The sequence below is a fragment of the Natronolimnobius sp. AArcel1 genome (genome assembly GCF_011043775.1).
Classification (GTDB): domain Archaea; phylum Halobacteriota; class Halobacteria; order Halobacteriales; family Natrialbaceae; genus Natronolimnobius.
The window spans coordinates 67,712-86,827 of record NZ_JAAKXY010000005.1; the positions used below are offsets into that span (position 1 = coordinate 67,712).

Here is a 19,116-nt window from a genome sequence, read left to right on the forward strand (position 1 = left end):
GGATGCATGTTGGCAGTCCGTCTGTGGTGAGATGGAACGGGCGAACTCGTCGAGAGAGGGACGAACCGGGTGGTCAGCGTGAGGCGTATGGTCGGTCTCGTGGTGGTTCTCCTCGCGGCTCTGGCGCTTGGGATGGCCGGGACGGCAGCGGCCGATCCGACCGCTCCCGACTGTGAGGACGTCGAGTACGAGGAGAACGGCGACTGGTACGAGGTCGAGAACCTGAGCCAGTTACAGTGTATCGACGAGCACGGACTCGAGAAGGACTACGTGCTCGTCGACGACATCGAGGCGAACGAAACCGAAGAGTGGAACGACGACGATGGCTTCGAGCCGATTGGAGACGGTGACAGCAGCTGGGACGTAGAAGGCGACGCATTCAACGGCACGTTCGATGGTAACGACCGGACGATTGCCAATCTGACCATCAACCGCAGTGGAGATGACTTCGTGGGGCTGTTCGAAGTCATCGGTTCCGAAGGAACGGTTTCGGACCTCACACTCGAGTCTGCAACAGTTGAGGGAAACATCAATGTAGGCACTCTCAGTGGAGAGAATTATGGAACGGTTTCGAACCTGACACTCGAGTCTGCGACGGTTAGGGGGAACGATGATCGTATAGAGACAGGGACCCATGGTGTTGGTGGCCTCATCGGTGAGAATGAAGGAAAGATTTCGAACGTCTTCATGAGCGTCGACGTAACGGCTTCAGGGGATACCGGTGGCGTTGTCGGATCGAATTTCGGGGGAACCATTACTGGGACAACCGTCGAGGGAACAGTCTTTTCTGAGCAGGATGCGCCCTTTTCTCGTGTTGGCGGGATCGTTGGCTATCACCAACCTAGCTCCAGTATCGATTCGAGTTCGTTTACGAACGGAACGGTTGATGGGGACGACGAGAAAATCGGCGGCATCGCTGGCGAAGCCGATGGTAGTCCGATCACGAACTCGAGTGCGAACGGAACGATTGGAAACGAGGATGCAGATTCGGTCGGCGGGCTCGTCGGATTCGCAGGGAATGCCGACCTCTCCGATTCGTACGCCACGGCGACCGTTCGCGGGAACGACTCGGTTGGTGGTGTCATCGGTGACGCTACGGGTAGTGCCCTCGAGCGAACGTACGCAGTCGGGGAAGTCGATGGGGACGGAGACGCTGTTGGCGGCCTCGTCGGGGATGGGTTATCGCATTTTGATATCGAGGACTCCTACTGGGACACCGAAACGACAGGGGTGAGTAAATCCTTCGACAGCGACGAGGAAGAACCTATCACCGACGACGAGTACGGACTGACCACCGACGAGATGACCGGCGCGAACGCCCCGCAGAACATGGACGGCTTCGGATTCCCGGACGGCGACGATCGCTGGCACGCCGTCGAAGACGACTATCCCGTCCTCTCGTACGAGGACACCGACCCCGTCTACGGTGTGGAGATCACCGGCACGAACTCTGCCATCGAGGAGGGTGAGATACTCGAGGTTGACGCCACCGTCATCAACTGGGGCCCAGACGGCGGCGCACAATCCATCGAACTGCGGGACTTCGACGGCGACGAGGTGGACACCGAGGAGGTGACCCTCGATAGCGGCGAGGACATCGAGCTGACACTCGAGTGGGAGACCGAAGAGGACGAGGGTGATCTCGACGATGTGACGGTTGCAAGTGAGAACCACACGGACACCAAGACAGTGTCCGTCGGCGCTGGTGAGGTGATCGCACAGTGTCAAAGCATCGATACTGCGGGAGCGTACGAACTGACCGGCGACATCGAAGCGAGCGGGGAGTGCATCGAAATCGAGGCCGATGATGTCTCTCTCGACGGCAACGATCACACGATTTCCGGCAGCGGAACGGGCATCGTTGCGAATGACAACTCCACCGTCACCATCACCAACGTCACGCTCAGCGGATTGGACGTCGGCATTGAGATGACTGAAATTGAGGACGCGACCGTCACCAACACCACCGTCGAGGAGAGTGAGAGCAGTGCCATCGCTCTCGGGGGCGTCGAGGATGCTACCGTCAAATACAACACTATTGAGGGGAGCGACGAGTCCGGACTCGTATTCGAGGACGTTCAGGGCACCACCATCGCCAACAACACGGTAACGTCGGGTGCCACCAGCGGCATCCATCTCGCTGACGCTACAGACACAGCCGTCGAGAACAACACGCTCAGGGAAAACGACGAAAACGGAATGCACGTTGTGAACTCCGAGAAACTCGTCGTCTCGAGGAACGAAGTCGTCGACAACGGGGATGAAGACGAAGATGCAGGTATCTACTTTTCGGGAACCACAGACAGCCATCTCGAGGCAAACAACCTCACGGCCAACGCCCAAGCCGCACTGTTCCTCGAAGAGTCAAGCGAGGATAATGATATTCTAGGTAACGTTATTAACGTATCAAGTATCGATGGGAGCGAGCATTGGAGAGGAATTAAAATTGATGAGTCTTCAGGGAACATAATTTCCGATTCGGTGATCACGGGTAGTGAGCAAGTTTCTATATCGGAATACGGCGAGGATCTCATCTACGTTGACAGCGCAGAGACAGTCGTCACACATAACGAAATCTACGGGCACGCAGGCGTTGGCATCGATATTCGTGGTGAGTCGAATACTGTTGACAATAATTTCATCTCTGGTTCCTTTGTTTCCGTGGCTGGTTTGTATGATACCAACGGCCACGCAATACGAGTTTCCGGCACTGATGATGACTGGTCGGTGACGAACAATTCACTCACCGGCGCGGAAGTATGGGGAGACAACAGCGCAGGAATCGCCACGGTCGGCCAGGAAACCGTCGAAATGCAAAACAACACCGGGACAAAATCTGGCAATGACCTGCAAATTACCCATGTTGAGCAGTCCGTCGAGAACCAACAGCTCACGACACCGGCAGGCGAAACAACGGTGACGTTCACTGGAGTGGAACTGCTTCTCGATGGGAAGGATGAACCACCGAGCATCGAGAGCCCCGACGATGTCGAATCAACTGGCTACTTCTTCAGAGTCTACGAGAGTGGCAGCCAGTTCGGATACATGGATCTCGAGCTCGACTACAACGAAACGCGACTCACAACAGGAGACACAATCGACCCCGAGACGCTCTCGCTCTGGCGACTCGACAACCAAGAGTGGGAAGAGATTGATGACTCCGGTGTCGACACCGACGAGCAGGTTGTCACCGGCAACGTCACCGAGGACAGGAGAATCGGCGTCTTCGGCGAGGAACCAGCCCTCGTCGATCTCGAGGTCGACGACGTAACCATCGAGCAAGGCGAGCCACTCGAGGTCGACCTCGAGGACGCCGAAGACTCGATCGGGGATCCTTATGACGACGAGAGCGAAGTTGTGTTCGGGGCTGGCGTCTTCGACGAGCCGGTCACAAAGAACATCACGTTCGAGGATGGGGACGCAAGCGACGTGGAACTCCTCGGTGCAGATGAGACGGCGGACCTCTCCAAAGCGAGCCCGATCGTCGAAGTCTACACCAAAGACCAGGTCCAGGCAGACACGTTTAACCTCACCGTGGAGGGCGTCCTTGCTGACTTCGATGTCGACGACGACGTAGCAATCGAGCAAGGAGAACCACTCGAGATTGAGCTCGAGAACGCCGAAGACAAGGCTGGCGACCCATACACTGACACGGTCGGCCTGACGGGTGACGATATCCACGGACAGGAGCTGTTGGCCGACGGCGTCGAGTTCGAAAACGACGGTTCCGTGAGCGAGATCGAACTCTTCGAGGCAGAGATCACAGAAGAGATTTCTGCGGGAGCGTACGATGACGTCACCATCGAAGCCGACGAGACCGACGCAACGACCCAGATCAACGTAACACTCGAGGCTGTGCTCACGGACTTCGCCGTCGAAAACGAGGGACTCGAGCAAGGTGACTCACTCACCATGACGGCTTCTGACGCGGTCGACCTGGCCGGAGATGAGTTCCACGGTGAAAAGCCGATCAGCGTCTCGACCGGCGACCTCGAAGGTGTCGAGACAGATATGGAGAAGTCCGTTGACTTCGCGGGCACTGACGACGTAGAATTCGAACTCCTCGAGGCAGACGAGACGGCTACTCTTGCCGCACAGGAGACGAGCATCGACCTCGAGTGGGCTGAGGACACCGACGTGGAAGCGACGTCAGAAGTGACCATCACGGCGGTGCTGGACAAATTCACCGTCGAACCAACGAACGAGGGTATTGAGCAGGGTGATGACTTGACAATCGACGTCACCGACGCCGAAGACATCGCTGGAGACACGTTCACTGGCACCATCGACTTGATGGTCGACGATATCGATGAGGAAGACCCCACCACGACGGACGTCGAAATCAGTGAGGGGGTGGCAACCAGTGTCGAACTGTTCGACGGCGAAACACCAACCCTCACCGCAGGATCGTACGACGACCTCGCGGTGACGTCCCAAGAAGTAGGCGACGAGTTCGACGTGACCGTCGATCCCGTTCTCACAACGCTCGTAGTCGAGAACGCGACGATCACTCGAGGTGAGCCATTGGACATCACGATCACGGAGGCATTCGACCTGGCTGGCGACCCGTTCGAGGAAGAGCGCGAGGCCACCATCAAGATGGACGACATCGGGGGCATCGACAACGAGACCACGTCGGTCGTATTCGACGGCGATGACACCGTCGACCTCACCGGAGTACTCGACGGTGAGACCACACTCGATATCGATGCCGACACGTACACGCTTGAGGTGACTGCCGAATCAGCTGAGGAGGAGTTCGAGCTAAACGTGGAAGACCTCTTTGCCGACGGTGACGGGAGCGCGGACGACCCTTACCTCATCGAAGACTGGGAGCACCTCGACAACACTCGATTCGTACTGGACGCGAACGTCACCCTGGCGAACACTCTCGATGCCGACACGCCCGGTTACAGCGAGGTTGCCAGTGAAAGCGCCAACGACGGTGACGGGTTCGAGCCGATTGGAGAGAACCTTGACGCCTTCGAAGGATCGTTCGACGGGGACGGATCGACGATTTCGGATCTGTACATCGATCGTACTGATGAGTCAGACCTCGTGGGTCTCTTCGGCCAGACGGGCGGGGCGGCCACTATCGAAGACGTCCACCTCGAGAATGCGACTGTTCGAGGCACATCGAACGTTGGCGGGCTCGTCGGCTCTGCAGACGGCACGGTCGCGAACGTCAGCGCGACGGTCGATGCCGAAGGAGACCCGGGCAGTGAACCTGGAGGTCCGTTCGAAATCGGCGGTCTCCTCGGGACCAATAGTGGCCAGGTCGACAACGCCACGGTTGAGGGCTCGGTCACTGTCGAAGACGGAAGCGAGGTCGGCGGCCTCGTCGGATACAGTGCGGAATCTGGCGGCGGAATTGGCGACATCACAGATTCCCACGCGTCCGTCACCGTCGACGCCGAGGACAGCACGAACGTCGGTGGCCTGCTCGGAAACGCTGGTCCGGGTGGCACAGTGAGTGTCTCGTCTGCGACAGGCACCGTCGAGGGCGAAGAGAACGTTGGCGGGCTCGTCGGCGTGGCCCAAAGCGACATCGACAGTTCGTTCGCCAACGGGACAGTTAGCGGGACCAAGAGCGTCGGCGGACTCGTTGGATCGAACAATAACGGTATCGTACAAGAGACGACTGCAAACAGCCCCGTCACTGGTGATGAGAACGTGGGCGGGCTCATCGGAGAGAACGCTGGCGACGTCTCGCAGTCGTATGCCACCGGCGGAATCGACGAAACGGGGGGCAGCATCGGTGGGCTGGTTGGATACGATGAGGGCGACGTCTCTGACTCCTACTGGGACGTCGACGCGACTACCCAGTTTGCTTCCGCAGGCTCAGATGCCGACGAGTACGGCCTGCGGACGGCCGAAATGACTGACCTGAATGCGACCGACACGATGGACAGCCTCGCCTTCCACGATAGTGAGGGGACCTGGTACGCTACCGACGACTACCCCGCCCTCGAGTGGCAAGAAACGGATCCCTTCTTTGAGGTAAACATCACTGAGACGAGCACACCAGCCGAAGAGGGAGACTCACTCAAGGTGACGGCCAATGTTACTAACTGGGCTGACAATGGTGACCAGCGCCTCACCCTCACGAGTGACGCGACATCGATCAATCTCGACGAGGATGACATTGACCTTGTCAGTGGTGAGCGTGCCGGCCCAGTTTCACTCACCTGGGACACTGAAACCGGTGACGCTGGAGATCACACCATCACCGTCTCGAGTGAGAACCATAGTGAGACCGAATCGGTGACTATCGAAACCGCGCCATCACCCTCACCATCGCCACCTGCCCCTGATCCTGCCGATATTTCGGTGACTGAGGCGACTCTCGAGAACACGACTGCCCTCGTGAACGGCCCAGTTCCGGTGAACACTACCCTCGAAAACAACGGAGACGAAGATGGCGAGCATACGGTCGTCTTCTACGCTGATGGCGATGCGTTCGCGAACGAAACCACAACGGTCGAAGGTGGCTCGAGTACGACAGTCACGGCGAACGAAAGTGTCGAGGAAGTTGGCACGTACACCATCACCGCCGATGACGTCGAGGCAGGAAACGTAACCGTTGATCGCCCCGCCTCGTTCGATCTCGAGGCAGTTTCGTTCTCCGAAGACGAAGTCAAACCCAGTGCGGCCGTGACACTTACAGCTGCAATTAATAACTCGGGGACGTTATCAGCTGACCGAAACGTCACCGTTGCCTATCTCGAAGACGGCAAAACAAACGAGACGGGTGAGGACTTAGACAACGAATCGCTCACACTTGAGGGTGGTGAAAACGAGACCCTCGAATTCGGTTTCAAGTCACCCACGACAGAGGGGAACGCGAGCTATCGCGTCAAGACGGGTAATGACGAGGCGATGGCAAATCTCTCGGTCATCGAAGACGAACAATCCAAGTTCACGATCATCTACGCGGACGCAGACTACGGGATTCTCGAACCCGGCGAAGAAGAACGAGTGATCGTCACCGTCGCCAACCAAGGCGACGAAGCAGGCGACGCAAACGTCGCACTTGATCTCGAGGGTGAAGAACAGTCAGAAACCCTCGAGTTGGACCCCGGAAGGGCCGACGATGCCGAGTTCTCGCTGAGTGCTCCCAACGAAGCGGGTGAGTACGAGTATACCATCACCGTCGGTGAGGAAGAAACAACCGAGACGATGATCGTCGAAGCACTAGAACCATCCGAGCCCGACTGGCGCGTGAGTGCCATCTATTCCGAGCCGACTACGGCTGTACCCGGGGAGGATGTGGACATCTGGGTCACAATCGAAAACGAGGGGGACGAAGATGAGACCGTCGAGGTCGAGTTCTATTTCGACGAGGAGACGTCGGAGATACAAACCTTCGATATCGAGGCCGGGGATGGCGAGCTCGTCGAAACTACTCTTTCGGCCCCAGAAGAGGAAGGTATGTACGACTTTGGGGTCGTAATCGCGGAAGGAGAGAGCTTTGTAGACGAAGTGGAGGGGACAAAATCTGTCTCCGAAGACGCTGGCTACGACGATGACGCTGACGACGGATCGGATGGTGAATACGACGATGGACAACCGGGCTTTGGAATCGTCGTGACCCTCGTGTCGATAGCCCTCTTGATATTTACAATCAGATATCGGCGACGGTGACTGCGTACCAGAACCACTTACAGCACTGACTATTCGCATATTCTATACAATAAGAACCACGGATCAACGGCCGTGTTGAGCCGGTCGTTCGCTCGAGATAGGTTTTCACCCCCGAGAGGGCGACGGGGCAACCAAATCACTGCTTCGTCGGAATGGACGATCACTCGAGAGCATCGCAGCAGCAAGCGTCTATGCGGTCTGTCGGTGCAACGGACTCGGACGAAGCCTCGAGGAGATCAGTCATGTAGCGGTGTGTTCACAATCGCATCTCGAGTGTGCGTATGCAGCGATGAACACCGAATTGGAACTGCCCACTGTCGTTCCACAGCCCCAGAGCGTTCTTCCACGACTCGCAAGCGAGCTAGGAGCACCAAATGACGTTCAACATCGAGCACTCGAGTTGGCGGCACTTGGAACGGAGGCCCGAATCACGACTGGTCGTCACCCACACGGATTCGCTTCGGCCTGTCTGTACAGAGCGGGACAAGAACGTGGCTGGCTGGTCACACAACAGGAACTCGCCGCGGTCTCGAACACGTCTCCGAAAACGATCCGAGCGCACAGAGATGCGCTTCTCGAAATTCTCGAGAGATAGAAAGCGGTGTGATGACGGTTGAGTTCGGCTCAGATCTACTGCTCGAGAGTCGGTGTCTGCAAGTCGCGTTTGTCGAGGGAACCTCGACAGGCTGTCAGACTACGTCTGACAACGTCGTTGGAGCAGGAAGCCCCTGCCTCAAGGAACCAGCTTTTGCTGGTGAGTAGGCAGGGGTAGTTCACTGGGGCAGTCAGCGTGACTCACGTGGCGTCCGTCTTCCCGTTATCGTCGTTGAGCCACTGCAACACTGGGAAGCGATCGGGATCAGCTTGGGTGACCCACGTTTCCTCAAAATCTAGCGCGTTCATGTTCTCCGCAGCCCTCTCACCTTGCATCTCGTCGGTTGACAGCCCAACCACATTTCGGTCGCCCTCGCCGTCTCCGACTCCCTCCGTCTGACCCGTCGCCTCGGTGTCCCAGTAGCCCGAAGATACCACAGCGTCTTGCTCCCCGGCGAATCCGCCACTAGTATCGTCGCCAATCACATCGACGGCAGCCCACGATCTCACCACCTCGCCTCCGGCGTTCGCTCCAACAAAACCGCCGACCTGGTCTTCACCAGTCACGTCACCACCAGCACACGATTCCAACACCTCACCGGTGTTCCGCCCGACGAAACCGCCGACCGAGGTCTCACCAGTGATATCGGCCGCACACGTAAACGACTCCAACACTTCTCCGTCTCTGTTCTCCCCAACTAGGCCGCCAACAGTACGCTCGCCCGTGATGTTGGCTTCACACACAGATGACTCCAACACTTCTCCCTCCTCGTTCCTCCCGGCGAGGCCGCCGACATTACGCTGGCCCGTAATATCGGCGTTAGTGACTGTGATATTCTTGATTGTCCCCATATTCCAACTGAAGAGCCCCATCCCTACATGCGATGTCCACCGGCGGTCAATCTTTAGGTCAGCAATTTCGTGGCCGTTTCCGTCAAACGTGCGGTTAAATGCCGACGTAGCATTGCCGGACGGCCGGTTCCCGATCGAGAGCCAGCCCCCATCAGAATTGCCGACGTGTTCGTCGTAGCCCGCGGTTGCTTCATCAAGGTTGGTGATCAGAACGTATTCATCGATGTCAGGGTCCTCGTCGCGGACGGCATTGAGGTCGTGCCAGTCTTCAATTTCCTCGACACCATCATCAGAACCCAAACACCCCGTGACTGCGACTGTACTCACAGCACTGGCAACAAGGAATGCTCGACGATCCAGACCGTGTCGACCGTGTTCCGGGGAGGATCTATCGTTCACACTATTATTTTTAACACACTTGGTATAAGAAAGACGAGCTATATCTTCTGGGAGAGTGAATCCGAAAAGCGCGTTATTCGCTCTCGAGGAGTTCGTCGACGTATTGATCTTCCCACTCACGGCGGGCTTCGATCTCACGTTGACCACGTTTAGTTAGTGTGTAGAAGTTCGTTCGACGGTCTTCCTGGCCTTTCTCGACGAGGCCTTTGTCAACGATTGTATCGAGGTTCGGGTACAACCGACCGTGGTGAATCTCCTTTTCATAGTAGTCCTCGAGTTCGTCTTTGATTGCGAGCCCGTGTGGTTCATCCTGACCGGCAACAGTGTACAAGAGGTCGCGCTGGAAGCCTGTGAGATCGTACATACTGAGACTTTATCTATCGAAGACTAAGTAATTGGTGAAAAATGATACTGACCAGTAGTTAGGCTTTAGACTCTTTGATTAAGATAGTGTCTGGAACTCAGATCTCGTCTTCACCAACGGTCGTGATGCGCAGTTTCTCGTTCACTTCGTAGAGGTAACCACGCTCAATCAGCCGTGTCACTGCGTACTCAGCATCTCCCTGCTCGAGGTCGATCTCGTTGGTGGTTCGTAACAGCGAAATAGTATCGTCGCGCTCGAGTCCTGGGACCTGGCTATTCTTGTCATCATGTCCCTGCTGAGCAATCGCGTCGGTGAGGACATCATATACCCCCATAACCCACTTTGAAAGTGGTGGACGAGGATCGGTAGCCAAGGACATCTGTCTGGACACCTAGTACTAGCCGATTCGGTGTACTCCTGCTTAATTCTACTCCCCAAATTCAGCACTCATGGCAGGCCGAAAGTCGCCTATGGCCTCGAGACGGGACACATAGAGTCAAAACCCATCACACACACACCCATTTCCAATTGATCAACAAGAAATGAGAGCGCCAGACAACGATCTAGTCTATAATAGTAGAATCGTATTTTCTGACTCAGAATGTGGTAGCGATGTTATTGATGTTGTGACGAGAGCATATTGAATAACGATCCGAGAATGAAAGAAGCTACTGCCGAAGAAGTCAGAGACGCAATCCTGGCCCTCGAGGATGACGAGGACGCCGAAGACACTGACGAAATCATCATTGCTGACGAGTGACCGGAGGTGAGGTCAAGGGTCCAGTTCGACCGTCCCGTCTCTGTAGTGTCCCCAAGGGGACAAAGCCGAAAAATACATTGCCACGCCGCTGGCAGGGGTGAAGATATCTTCCTCATGGCGCAAGGAACGACAAGGGATCAGATCTGAAGCATCGCTCTCAATCGGGCAATACGGAAAGAGGGAGCCGTGTACCCTGCCGATGTAGCCGAAAAGGTGGATGTGTCAGAGCGAACGGCTCGAGACTGTCTTAAGTCGATTGCTGGAACCACGAGATGAGAGGGAGTATGGAAGGATGATCCGTCACGATTTGAGTTCCGCCGACGTGATGAACAGGACTCGGTTGTTGACTGTTGAATTGACTGATTCACCGCCTTTAGGAGATCACAGACCACCCCGTAGTGTTGGTAGGTAGTGAAACCTCGAGCGACAGTAATTCGGTCGAGTAACCGCTGGCTGGGTGCAATCCGAGCAAGTGCAGTTGTTGTAGCGTGGCCATTTCCATCAACCCAAAAGGCAGGCCCATTGTAGAGGAGGAGATGATCGAGGACAAGCGACTGTAAGACCGGAACCCCTCGGTCGCCGTCGACGTCCAGGAGCGTCATGCCACCCTCGAGAGAGGGCAGTAGGAGATCATCAGTCGCCGGGTCCGCTCGCTTGACGAGGTCGCGATTGTGATCGGCACCTCGAGTCTGTCGATCGGTCACAAACTGGTTCGACATCGACGTGTCGTTTCTAGACATACTCGACTAGACATCCACTCTTCCAATAAGCCGAAGCGTGTGGCTTCCATGTTTCAAGGAATGCTGATAAAGCGATATTTCGACGCTCTATGCCTGTGTTCCGTATTTTGACCGTCGTTTCCGAGATGGTTTCCTGATTTGGACCGTTCTCGATCTTAACCAACAACTGGCGATAACATACAGCGTTGTGGGTTAACTCTCACAGTTCCAGGATGGCAGCTATCTTCGATATAGCACATCGAAACAGATTCTACAGGCTGTCCGATCCGAGCAATCAGCTTCCTCGCTCCTCACGGTCGGTGATGACTTCGTTCGTAACCCGGTCGCCTGAACTGATCGCTCCTTCCATGAAACCCCGCCACTCGAGTGCGGTCTCTGAACCAGCCCAGTGTACGCGACCGACCGGTTCACGGAGCACGTCGCCGCAGGTTGTAAGCGTCCCCGGTGTCATCGCTGCATTATAGCCGCCTGTCGACCACTGTGTCTTTGACCAAACCTCGTCGGTGTACGTCACTGGTTCGTTCGCTCGAGGCCCGAAGTAGCGACTGAAGTCCTCGAGTACCCGTTCACGGCGCTCGGCCGTGGGTCTATCGCCCCACTCGAGGGCGTTGGCTCCGGCGATGAACCCGACGAGGAGACCCCGATCCGTCTTGGAATGGGTCCCGTCTGCAATCTCCGTCACTACACCGTCGGCTGAAAGCACCGATCCCGAGTAGCCATCATCGCGCCAGAATGGCTCCTCGTACGCAGCAAAACATTTGATAATTGAGCCCATTGGCATTCGCTGGATCAGCCCTTGCCGACGGGCGGGGAGCGGTGGTTCGTGGTCAATGCGTCCGATCAGCGGCGGCGGAATAGCGATGATCGCATCCGAGACGGCATACCTCCCGTCGTCAGAACTAATCGTTACATCACCACCTCGTCGATCAATCCGGCGGACTGGTTCGGACAGTCGAATCGCCTCGACGAGGTCATCAGCCAGTCCTCGGGCGAGCTGCTGGGTGCTTCCAACGAGGCGGTACTCTTCGGCGGCACTGACAGAATCGGCGTTCATTCCGAATCCGCCGGCTGCGTCGACGGTGTCGAGGAGGTACAACAGTGAGATCTGGCTCGGTTCAACGGTGTACTCGGCCCGAACGAACGCGTCGAACGCCTCCCGTGCGGCCTCGGTCTCCATTGTCTCTCGTTTCCACGATTCGAGGGTCGTTGCGTCCCACTTGTCGGAATCGGGTCCCTGGTGAGGGACGTCCCGTCGGAGTGTCTCAATCTGCTCGAGCGCTTCTCGCAGTTCCGCGGCTGATTCTGGTGGCAGCGCCTGGAACCGATTCTCGTGATCGAACAACTCCCCGATAGCACCGATTCTATCGGTACCTGAATCGTACTGCTCGCACAACTCGAGATTGAACTCTTCGACCAGCCCGAGAACACGTTCGTGCTCGGCGCCGATCCACTCTGCGCCACGGTCGATTTCGTCGCCGGTCGACAGTGAGCCCGCAGCTGTTCGGCCACCGACACGCTCTCTTGCCTCGAGGACGACCACCTCGAGTCCCATGTCGGTCAATTCTCTCGCCGCTGTCAGCCCAGCAAGCCCCGCACCGACGATGCCGACATCATAGTGTTTGGTTGCTCGAGAAGCAGTCATATGCGGCTCGTGTATCCGTCCGAAAATAGCGTTTAGGGTTGCAATTTCTGGACTTGGTCGACTCGAGGCAGTGAATGAAACATTCGTTGACTGGACGGCAACCTCCAACAGTGGAGGGCTTATCCGGACGGGGTACATCTAGGGTGTAATGAGTTCGACACCGCTGACGGACACTCTCCGAAATACACTCGCAATCTTCGAGGAAGGCGGGGCGCCTCGGACGACGACCGAGGTCGCCGAACAGTTCGACCTTGGTCGGCGGAGCGCCTACGAGCGACTGGAGCGCCTCGTCAACCACGATCAACTCGAAACCAAGAAAGTCGGTGGAAACGGGCGCGTCTGGTGGCGGCCAGTTGCGGACGAAAGAGCGACTACACGAGGTGCGCAAGATAGCGACCTCGGTGAGGTCTTCGATCGAATCTCGGACAGTTTCTACGCCCTTGACGATGAACTCCGCTTTCGCTATCTGAACGACACCGCAGCAGAGCTTTTTGGACTGGATGAGGATGCAATTGGTTCGGACATTCACACCGTGAATCTCACGGAGACGTTCGAGAACGCGCTGTACGAAGCTCTCGAAACGAAAGAGCCCGTAACCTTCGAAGACTACTATCCGCCGTGGGACGAGTGGTTCCACAATGCCATCTATCCCTCAAAATCAGGCCTGTCGGTATTCTCCCGCGACATCACCGACCGGAAGCAACGCGAACGGGAACTGGCCCGCTACGAAACGATCGTCGAAACGAGTCCGATCGGTATCACGATCGTCGGCAACGATGGCGAGATGCAGTTCGCCAACGACCGTGCTGAGGAAATATACGGTCGGAGCAAAGCCCAGATCGACTCCCTCAGCTTCGACGATTCCGACTGGAGGGAAGTCGACGCTGACGGCGACCCGCTCTCGCGCGACGAGAAGCCCTTCCCGCGGATCATGAAGTCCGAAGAACCGCTGTTCGACCAGGTCCATGGCGTATCAAGACCGGGAGGGGAGCGCGTCTGGATCTCTATCAATGGGGCACCGGTCTACGACGATTGCGGAGAGATCGAGAGCGTCGTGTTCAGTACCGAAGACATCACTGACCAACGGGAACAACAACGCGCGCTCGAGGAGAGCGAACGTCGCTACCGGACGCTCGCCGAAAACTTCCCGAACGGGGTCGTCACCCAGTTCGACGAGGAGCTTCGGTACACGCTTGCCGAGGGGCAGGCATTCGACTACCTCCCACATTCGCCCGACAACGTCGAAGGTCTGGGCCGACGACGTGGCCGAAACGATTGAACCCCTGTATCAGGCCGCACTCGAAGGCGAAAAGCAGTCCGTAGAGGGCGAGTCCGAGGAGCGCGACTGGATTCTCCATGTCGTCCCCCTCGAAGATCAGGATGGTCAGATCCACGGAGGAATGACGATAGCACTCGACATCACCGAACGCAAAGAACACGAACGTGCGCTCGAGGCGTCCGAACGGCGTTATCGGACGCTCGCCGAAAACTTCCCGAACGGTGCAGTCGGCCTGTTCGACGATGACCTGCGGTACACGGCCGTCGGCGGAGAGTTGCTGGACGTGGTCAGTGTCTCTCCGGAGGATCATATTGGAAACAGCGTCTACGACATCTACCCGGACGATCTCGTCGAGGAGAACGAACCGTACTTCGAGGCCGCGCTGGAGGGCGAGGCGAACTCGTTCGAGGTCGAGTATCTCGATCGAAACCTGTTCGTCTACACCTTGCCCGTCAGAAACGCTGACGACGAGGTCTACGCGGGGATGATCGTCGTGCAAGACGTCACCGAACGACGGGAGTACCAGCGCAAACTCGAGGAATCGAACGAACGCCTCGAACAGTTCGCCTACGCCGCCTCCCACGACCTGCAAGAGCCGCTGCGGATGGTGACGAGTTACCTCCAATTGATCGAGAATCGGTATGGGGATGCACTCGACGAAGACGGTGAAGAGTTCCTCGAGTTCGTCGTTGACGGCGCCGAGCGGATGCGCGAGATGATCGACGGACTGCTCGAATACTCCCGAGTCGAGACGCACGGCGATCCGTTCGAACCGGTCGATCTCAATGATGTCCTTGATGACCTTCATCAAGATCTGCGGCTGCAAATCGAGGAGAGTAACGCCGATATCACAACTGACGATCTCCCGCGTGTCGATGGCGACGACAGCCAGTTGCGCCAAGTCTTCCAAAACCTGCTGAGTAATGCGATCGAGTACAGCGGGGACGACCCGCCGCAGGTCGATATTTCTGCCAGGCGTGATGACGACCAATGGATCATTTCAGTACAGGACAACGGTATCGGGATTGATCCAGATAAACAGGAGAGAATCTTCGAGGTGTTCCAGCGACTGCATACACACGAAGAACACTCGGGGTCGGGTATCGGCCTCGCACTCTGCCAGCGAATCGTCGAACGTCACGGCGGTGAGATCTGGCTCGAGTCAGGGCCAGACGAGGGCTCCACGTTCTCGTTTACGCTTCCTGTCGCAGGCGGGAACAAGACGTGACTTTTCTGTACGGAGCGATCACCACTTTCGCAAATCAAGCCAACTCTCGTGCAACATTCGCGCCCTGTACTCAGCAGAGACTGAACGTTCTACTCAGATTCTGTCAGAAACCGCGTGCTGAATCCAGAGGATGAGTCCAGCACTACCGTCAGTAGGATGCGAAAGATGAGCGAGGATCGAGCCACGCCGATTCAGATGCCAGAACATCGATGTCGGCGCTCGCGTCACTCGAGCGGCTCGGCTTCGGGGAACTGATAGCTCCCGTCGAGAATCTCCTCGCGGGGCCCATAGAGCCGGACCAGGTAAAACCAGTCCTCTGGGGTGTAGAGGTAGTTCGGTTGATCGGGGTCACCGCCGAAGTGGATCGTGATACTGCCGTCGTCGTCCGGCTCTGCAGTCACGTTGTTGAACGAGTACGCGTCGTACTCGTTTTCCTCGAGAAACCCCTCGCTGTTGTAGACGGTGACCGACCAGAATCCGTCGACGGGGACGTCGTCGACGGTGAATGTGTATGGCGTGTCACCGTCGTTCTGGTCGGGGACCGCTGGCATATAGATCGTGTCTGGCTCCGGAACGCCGCTCGGTGTCACACTGGCGAGCAAGTACTTCACGGGGTCGACCTCGTCGGCGTCGCCAATCGCGTCGCTGAAGTCCTCCATCGTTTTCATGACGGTAACGAGCGCGCCGAAGAGTTCGTCATGTTCCTGGCGATCCCAGTTGGGGACTTCGAACGTGCCGGCCGAGTCCTGGCTCACTGAGAGTTCGTCCTGTAATCCATGGACGGTCTCTACGTCGTCCGGATCGGTCGGGTCGACGAACGTGCGGATCATGACCCACGTGTACCGCGTCCCGATCTCGTCCTGAGTCAACGTGTACTCGCCGGGATCGTGGTGCGTCTCTTTCACATACGCGTCCTCGTCGAGGACGACCATCGACTGATGGCGGTCACCGACGTCCGGTTTGGTAATGGTGACCGGCTCGGTCAGGTCGAAGACTCCACTCGAATAGAACGTGTCACGGTTGGGTAAGGCCAAGAACCGCACGTCAGGGTCAACTACCGTTCGGAAATGATGAAGCTCGCCGAACCCGCCCTGTTCGACAAGGTTCTCCATTATTAGATGTATCTCTGACCGTGGAAAGTTCTCCCACGTCACTGGGACTGTCTCGTCAGCTGCTGACGTCTCGTTTTCAGCCCCCTGACTGTTCTCCTCCGAGGGATTTTGGCTGGCAGTGACACTGCTACCACCCAGCGCGAGCAGTCCGGCGAGACCTGCCCCGCGAAGCGCGGTTCGGCGCGTTGCCCGCAACAATTCGGCGTTCGATTCTGGCGTCGTATGGTGTGTTTCGTTGCTCATGGCTCATGCCGCTCCGAGTGGCCCACCGCAGCGGTTGGAACCGACTCACACGTTCGCACTCCTCCATTCCATATAATACAGTAGCGAGACTCGAGAAGAGTTTCATGACATGATCACAGTGTTATAAGACGAGAGTGGATCGCCGTTCCCGGCTCACGTTCACCGTTGAAAACGCAGTCTCTTCTGGATGGCCAGTGACGCTCAGATCGGCGTGTGCACGGACCACTTCGGGCCCGCCGACGTGGTGAATAGGGTCACCAGCCGGCTGTCCTCGGGTCCATAGCTTAGATCCGAGACGTAGACTTCGAGGACATCGGTGATCCCCTTGGGGCCAACGTCGATCAGAACGAGGCCACGTTCCGTCTCGACGGGTGTGGCGTGCTTGGCAGCTCGAGGTCGCCGTACTCGACGGTGGACGCCAGGGCGTGAACGTATCCTGATTCTCCCATATCGGGAGATTCGATCAGCGGCCCAACGCGTTCGATATCGAGGCTCAGAACTGTCTCGGCCAGCGCCTGCAAGTGGTTGCACTATTACCGATATCGCCGTTGGTGACAATTGCATGACTGAATCTCCCCTGAGTCGACGACGAATTATTCAGATCGGCGGCGGCCTCGTGGTGGTCAGTGGCGTCGGAGGTACTACGGCCGCCTCGAGTGACCACGAACCAACCGACCAGCCAACCGATACCGGCTTCCGGACGCGAAGTGCACACCTCTCACCCGATGCACCTACCATCGACATCTACGTCGACGGAGAGCGGGTTCGCGAGGACATCTCGTACGGAACGGTCACCGACTACCGCGACCTCGAACCCGGTACGTACTCGGTCCAGGTCGTGCCCACCGGTGAAGACCCGTCCGAAGCAGTGCTCGAAGAGACCGACGAGATCGACGACGCGGATTCCACTCTCGCGGTAGTCGGTGAAGTGGCCGCCGAAAACCAGCCCCTCGAGGCACTGTTTCTCGACGATGATAACAGCCCGGTCGATCCGGGTACCGCTCGCGTTCGCGTCCTTCACGCTTCACCCGACGCGCCTGCGGTGGACGTGGTTGCCGGTGAAAACGGGGACACGCTGTTCGAGAACGTCGCGTTCGGCGAGTCCGGCTACGTCGAAGTCCCCGAAGGAGAGTATCCGCTCGCCATCTATCCGGCAGGCGACCGAGAGACCAGCGTCTTCGAAGTCGACGTGTCCCTCGCCGGTGGAACCGTCTACTCCGCGTTCGCGATTGGCTACCTCGAGCCGGAGGAAGCACCCGCCGATGAGCCGTTCGAGATCCTTCTCACGGAGGATTCCCTCCCGGACGACGAGAACGTTGAGTCGGACGAAGCGAAGCTCAACGAAGACGAGCCGGAGAAAGAGCCTGAAGAGGAACTGAAAGAAGACGAACCAGAGAAAGACGAGACAGAGAAGAAGGCTACGTGATGCTGCCGCCTGCCCGCCGTGGAACATTCTTGCTGCTATGGGGGAGTGAACGTTTTCACGCAGGTACAGACGAACGGTTGAGCAAGTGATGCGGATAACCGCTGTTATTCGTGACCGTTCACGAAATACTACAAATCATTCTCGAGCCGGTAGTTCCAACCTCCTTTTTCAGGAAATAGGACGTACAATAGTGAAATGAGACAATCATTGAACCCGCTTCGATCGGTGCTACACGTGATACGGTACGTCTCCAATGGACGACTCCGGATGCCGAACGACCGAGTCGGTGACGTTGTAAGGACTGCTGACGGCCAGTCGTTTACCATCTACCGCGAAACAACCGTCGAACGACCAGCCGACGAATCGTCAGTATCGGAAGCCGTCCTCGCGTTCCAGTTTCAACTCCGGTTCATGCCGGCTCCGAGTGTTCCCTATGCAACGCGAGTGTTCGAACCGCTCTCTTTCCTCACGACGCCCTTCTTCGCCGGGTTACCCGGATTTCGGACGAAGCTGTGGCTATTCGACCACGATACTGGCGACTACCTCGGGATCTATCAGTGGGAGACGTTGAACGATGCGAGACGCTACGCCCAAGCACTTCAGAAACTTATGGCCGTGCTTTCGTCGCCGAATTCGCTCTCGTACGAAATCGCTGAAGAGATGTCGCTCGACGAGTACCTCGCTACTCGTTCTCCGAACCCGCGTCACTCGAGTGGTTCGGCCTCGGGAAACTGATAGCTCCCGTCGAGAATTTCCTCGCGCGATTGCTAGAGCCGGATGATATAGAGCCACTCCTCCGGGTGTAGAGGATGTTCGGGTTGTCGGGATTCCCG

At 57.2% G+C, this 19,116-nt stretch carries 9 protein-coding genes and 2 pseudogenes; 5 read left to right on the forward strand and 6 right to left on the reverse strand.

Features of this window, described 5'->3' with window-relative positions; translation table 11 throughout:
* Nucleotides 1-87 precede the first annotated feature (87 nt).
* Complete coding sequence (locus tag G6M89_RS15490; protein WP_165162797.1) at nucleotides 88-7,644, forward strand: right-handed parallel beta-helix repeat-containing protein; 7,557 nt, start codon at nucleotides 88-90, stop codon at nucleotides 7,642-7,644.
* A gap of 139 nt (nucleotides 7,645-7,783) precedes the next feature.
* Nucleotides 7,784-8,239, forward strand: coding sequence for a transcription initiation factor IIB family protein (locus tag G6M89_RS15495; protein ID WP_206335611.1), 456 nt, complete (start codon nucleotides 7,784-7,786; stop codon nucleotides 8,237-8,239).
* A 200-nt stretch (nucleotides 8,240-8,439) separates the two neighbouring features.
* On the opposite strand, the gene G6M89_RS15500 is transcribed toward G6M89_RS15495, so the two are convergent.
* The 5 genes and pseudogenes from G6M89_RS15500 to G6M89_RS15515 form a co-directional block, all read right to left on the reverse strand.
* The gene (locus G6M89_RS15500) at nucleotides 8,440-9,390 is read right to left on the reverse strand and encodes a hypothetical protein (protein ID WP_165162798.1); all 951 of its coding nucleotides are present in this window, start codon (nucleotides 9,388-9,390) and stop codon (nucleotides 8,440-8,442) included.
* A 172-nt stretch (nucleotides 9,391-9,562) separates the two neighbouring features.
* Nucleotides 9,563-9,853, reverse strand: a complete 291-nt coding sequence (locus G6M89_RS15505) for a PadR family transcriptional regulator (RefSeq protein ID WP_165162799.1) — start codon at nucleotides 9,851-9,853, stop codon at nucleotides 9,563-9,565.
* A 97-nt stretch (nucleotides 9,854-9,950) separates the two neighbouring features.
* The gene (locus G6M89_RS15510) at nucleotides 9,951-10,187 is read right to left on the reverse strand and encodes a hypothetical protein (RefSeq protein WP_165162800.1); all 237 of its coding nucleotides are present in this window, start codon (nucleotides 10,185-10,187) and stop codon (nucleotides 9,951-9,953) included.
* A 677-nt stretch (nucleotides 10,188-10,864) separates the two neighbouring features.
* Nucleotides 10,865-11,353, reverse strand: a pseudogene (locus G6M89_RS22875) (hypothetical protein); the annotation flags it as partial.
* A gap of 274 nt (nucleotides 11,354-11,627) precedes the next feature.
* Complete coding sequence (locus G6M89_RS15515) at nucleotides 11,628-12,995, reverse strand: FAD-dependent oxidoreductase (RefSeq protein WP_165162801.1); 1,368 nt, start codon at nucleotides 12,993-12,995, stop codon at nucleotides 11,628-11,630.
* Between the two features lie 148 nt (nucleotides 12,996-13,143).
* Between G6M89_RS15515 and G6M89_RS15520 the strand changes: the two are divergent.
* Nucleotides 13,144-15,502, forward strand: a pseudogene (locus G6M89_RS15520) (PAS domain-containing protein).
* A gap of 224 nt (nucleotides 15,503-15,726) precedes the next feature.
* Here G6M89_RS15520 and G6M89_RS15525 read toward each other — a convergent pair.
* Entirely contained in the window at nucleotides 15,727-16,857 is a 1,131-nt protein-coding gene (locus tag G6M89_RS15525) for a DUF1214 domain-containing protein (protein WP_241175374.1), read from the reverse strand.
* 562 nt (nucleotides 16,858-17,419) lie between these two features.
* Between G6M89_RS15525 and G6M89_RS15530 the strand changes: the two genes are divergently transcribed.
* Together G6M89_RS15530 and G6M89_RS15535 are read left to right on the forward strand one after the other, a co-directional pair.
* Nucleotides 17,420-18,283 carry a DUF4397 domain-containing protein gene (locus G6M89_RS15530; protein WP_165162802.1) on the forward strand — a complete coding sequence of 288 codons (864 nt, stop codon included), beginning with the start codon at nucleotides 17,420-17,422 and terminating at the stop codon, nucleotides 18,281-18,283.
* A gap of 267 nt (nucleotides 18,284-18,550) precedes the next feature.
* On the forward strand, nucleotides 18,551-19,018 hold the full coding sequence (locus tag G6M89_RS15535; protein WP_165162803.1) for a YdhR family protein: 468 nt from the start codon (nucleotides 18,551-18,553) through the stop codon (nucleotides 19,016-19,018).
* The last annotated feature ends 98 nt before the right edge of the window (nucleotides 19,019-19,116 follow it).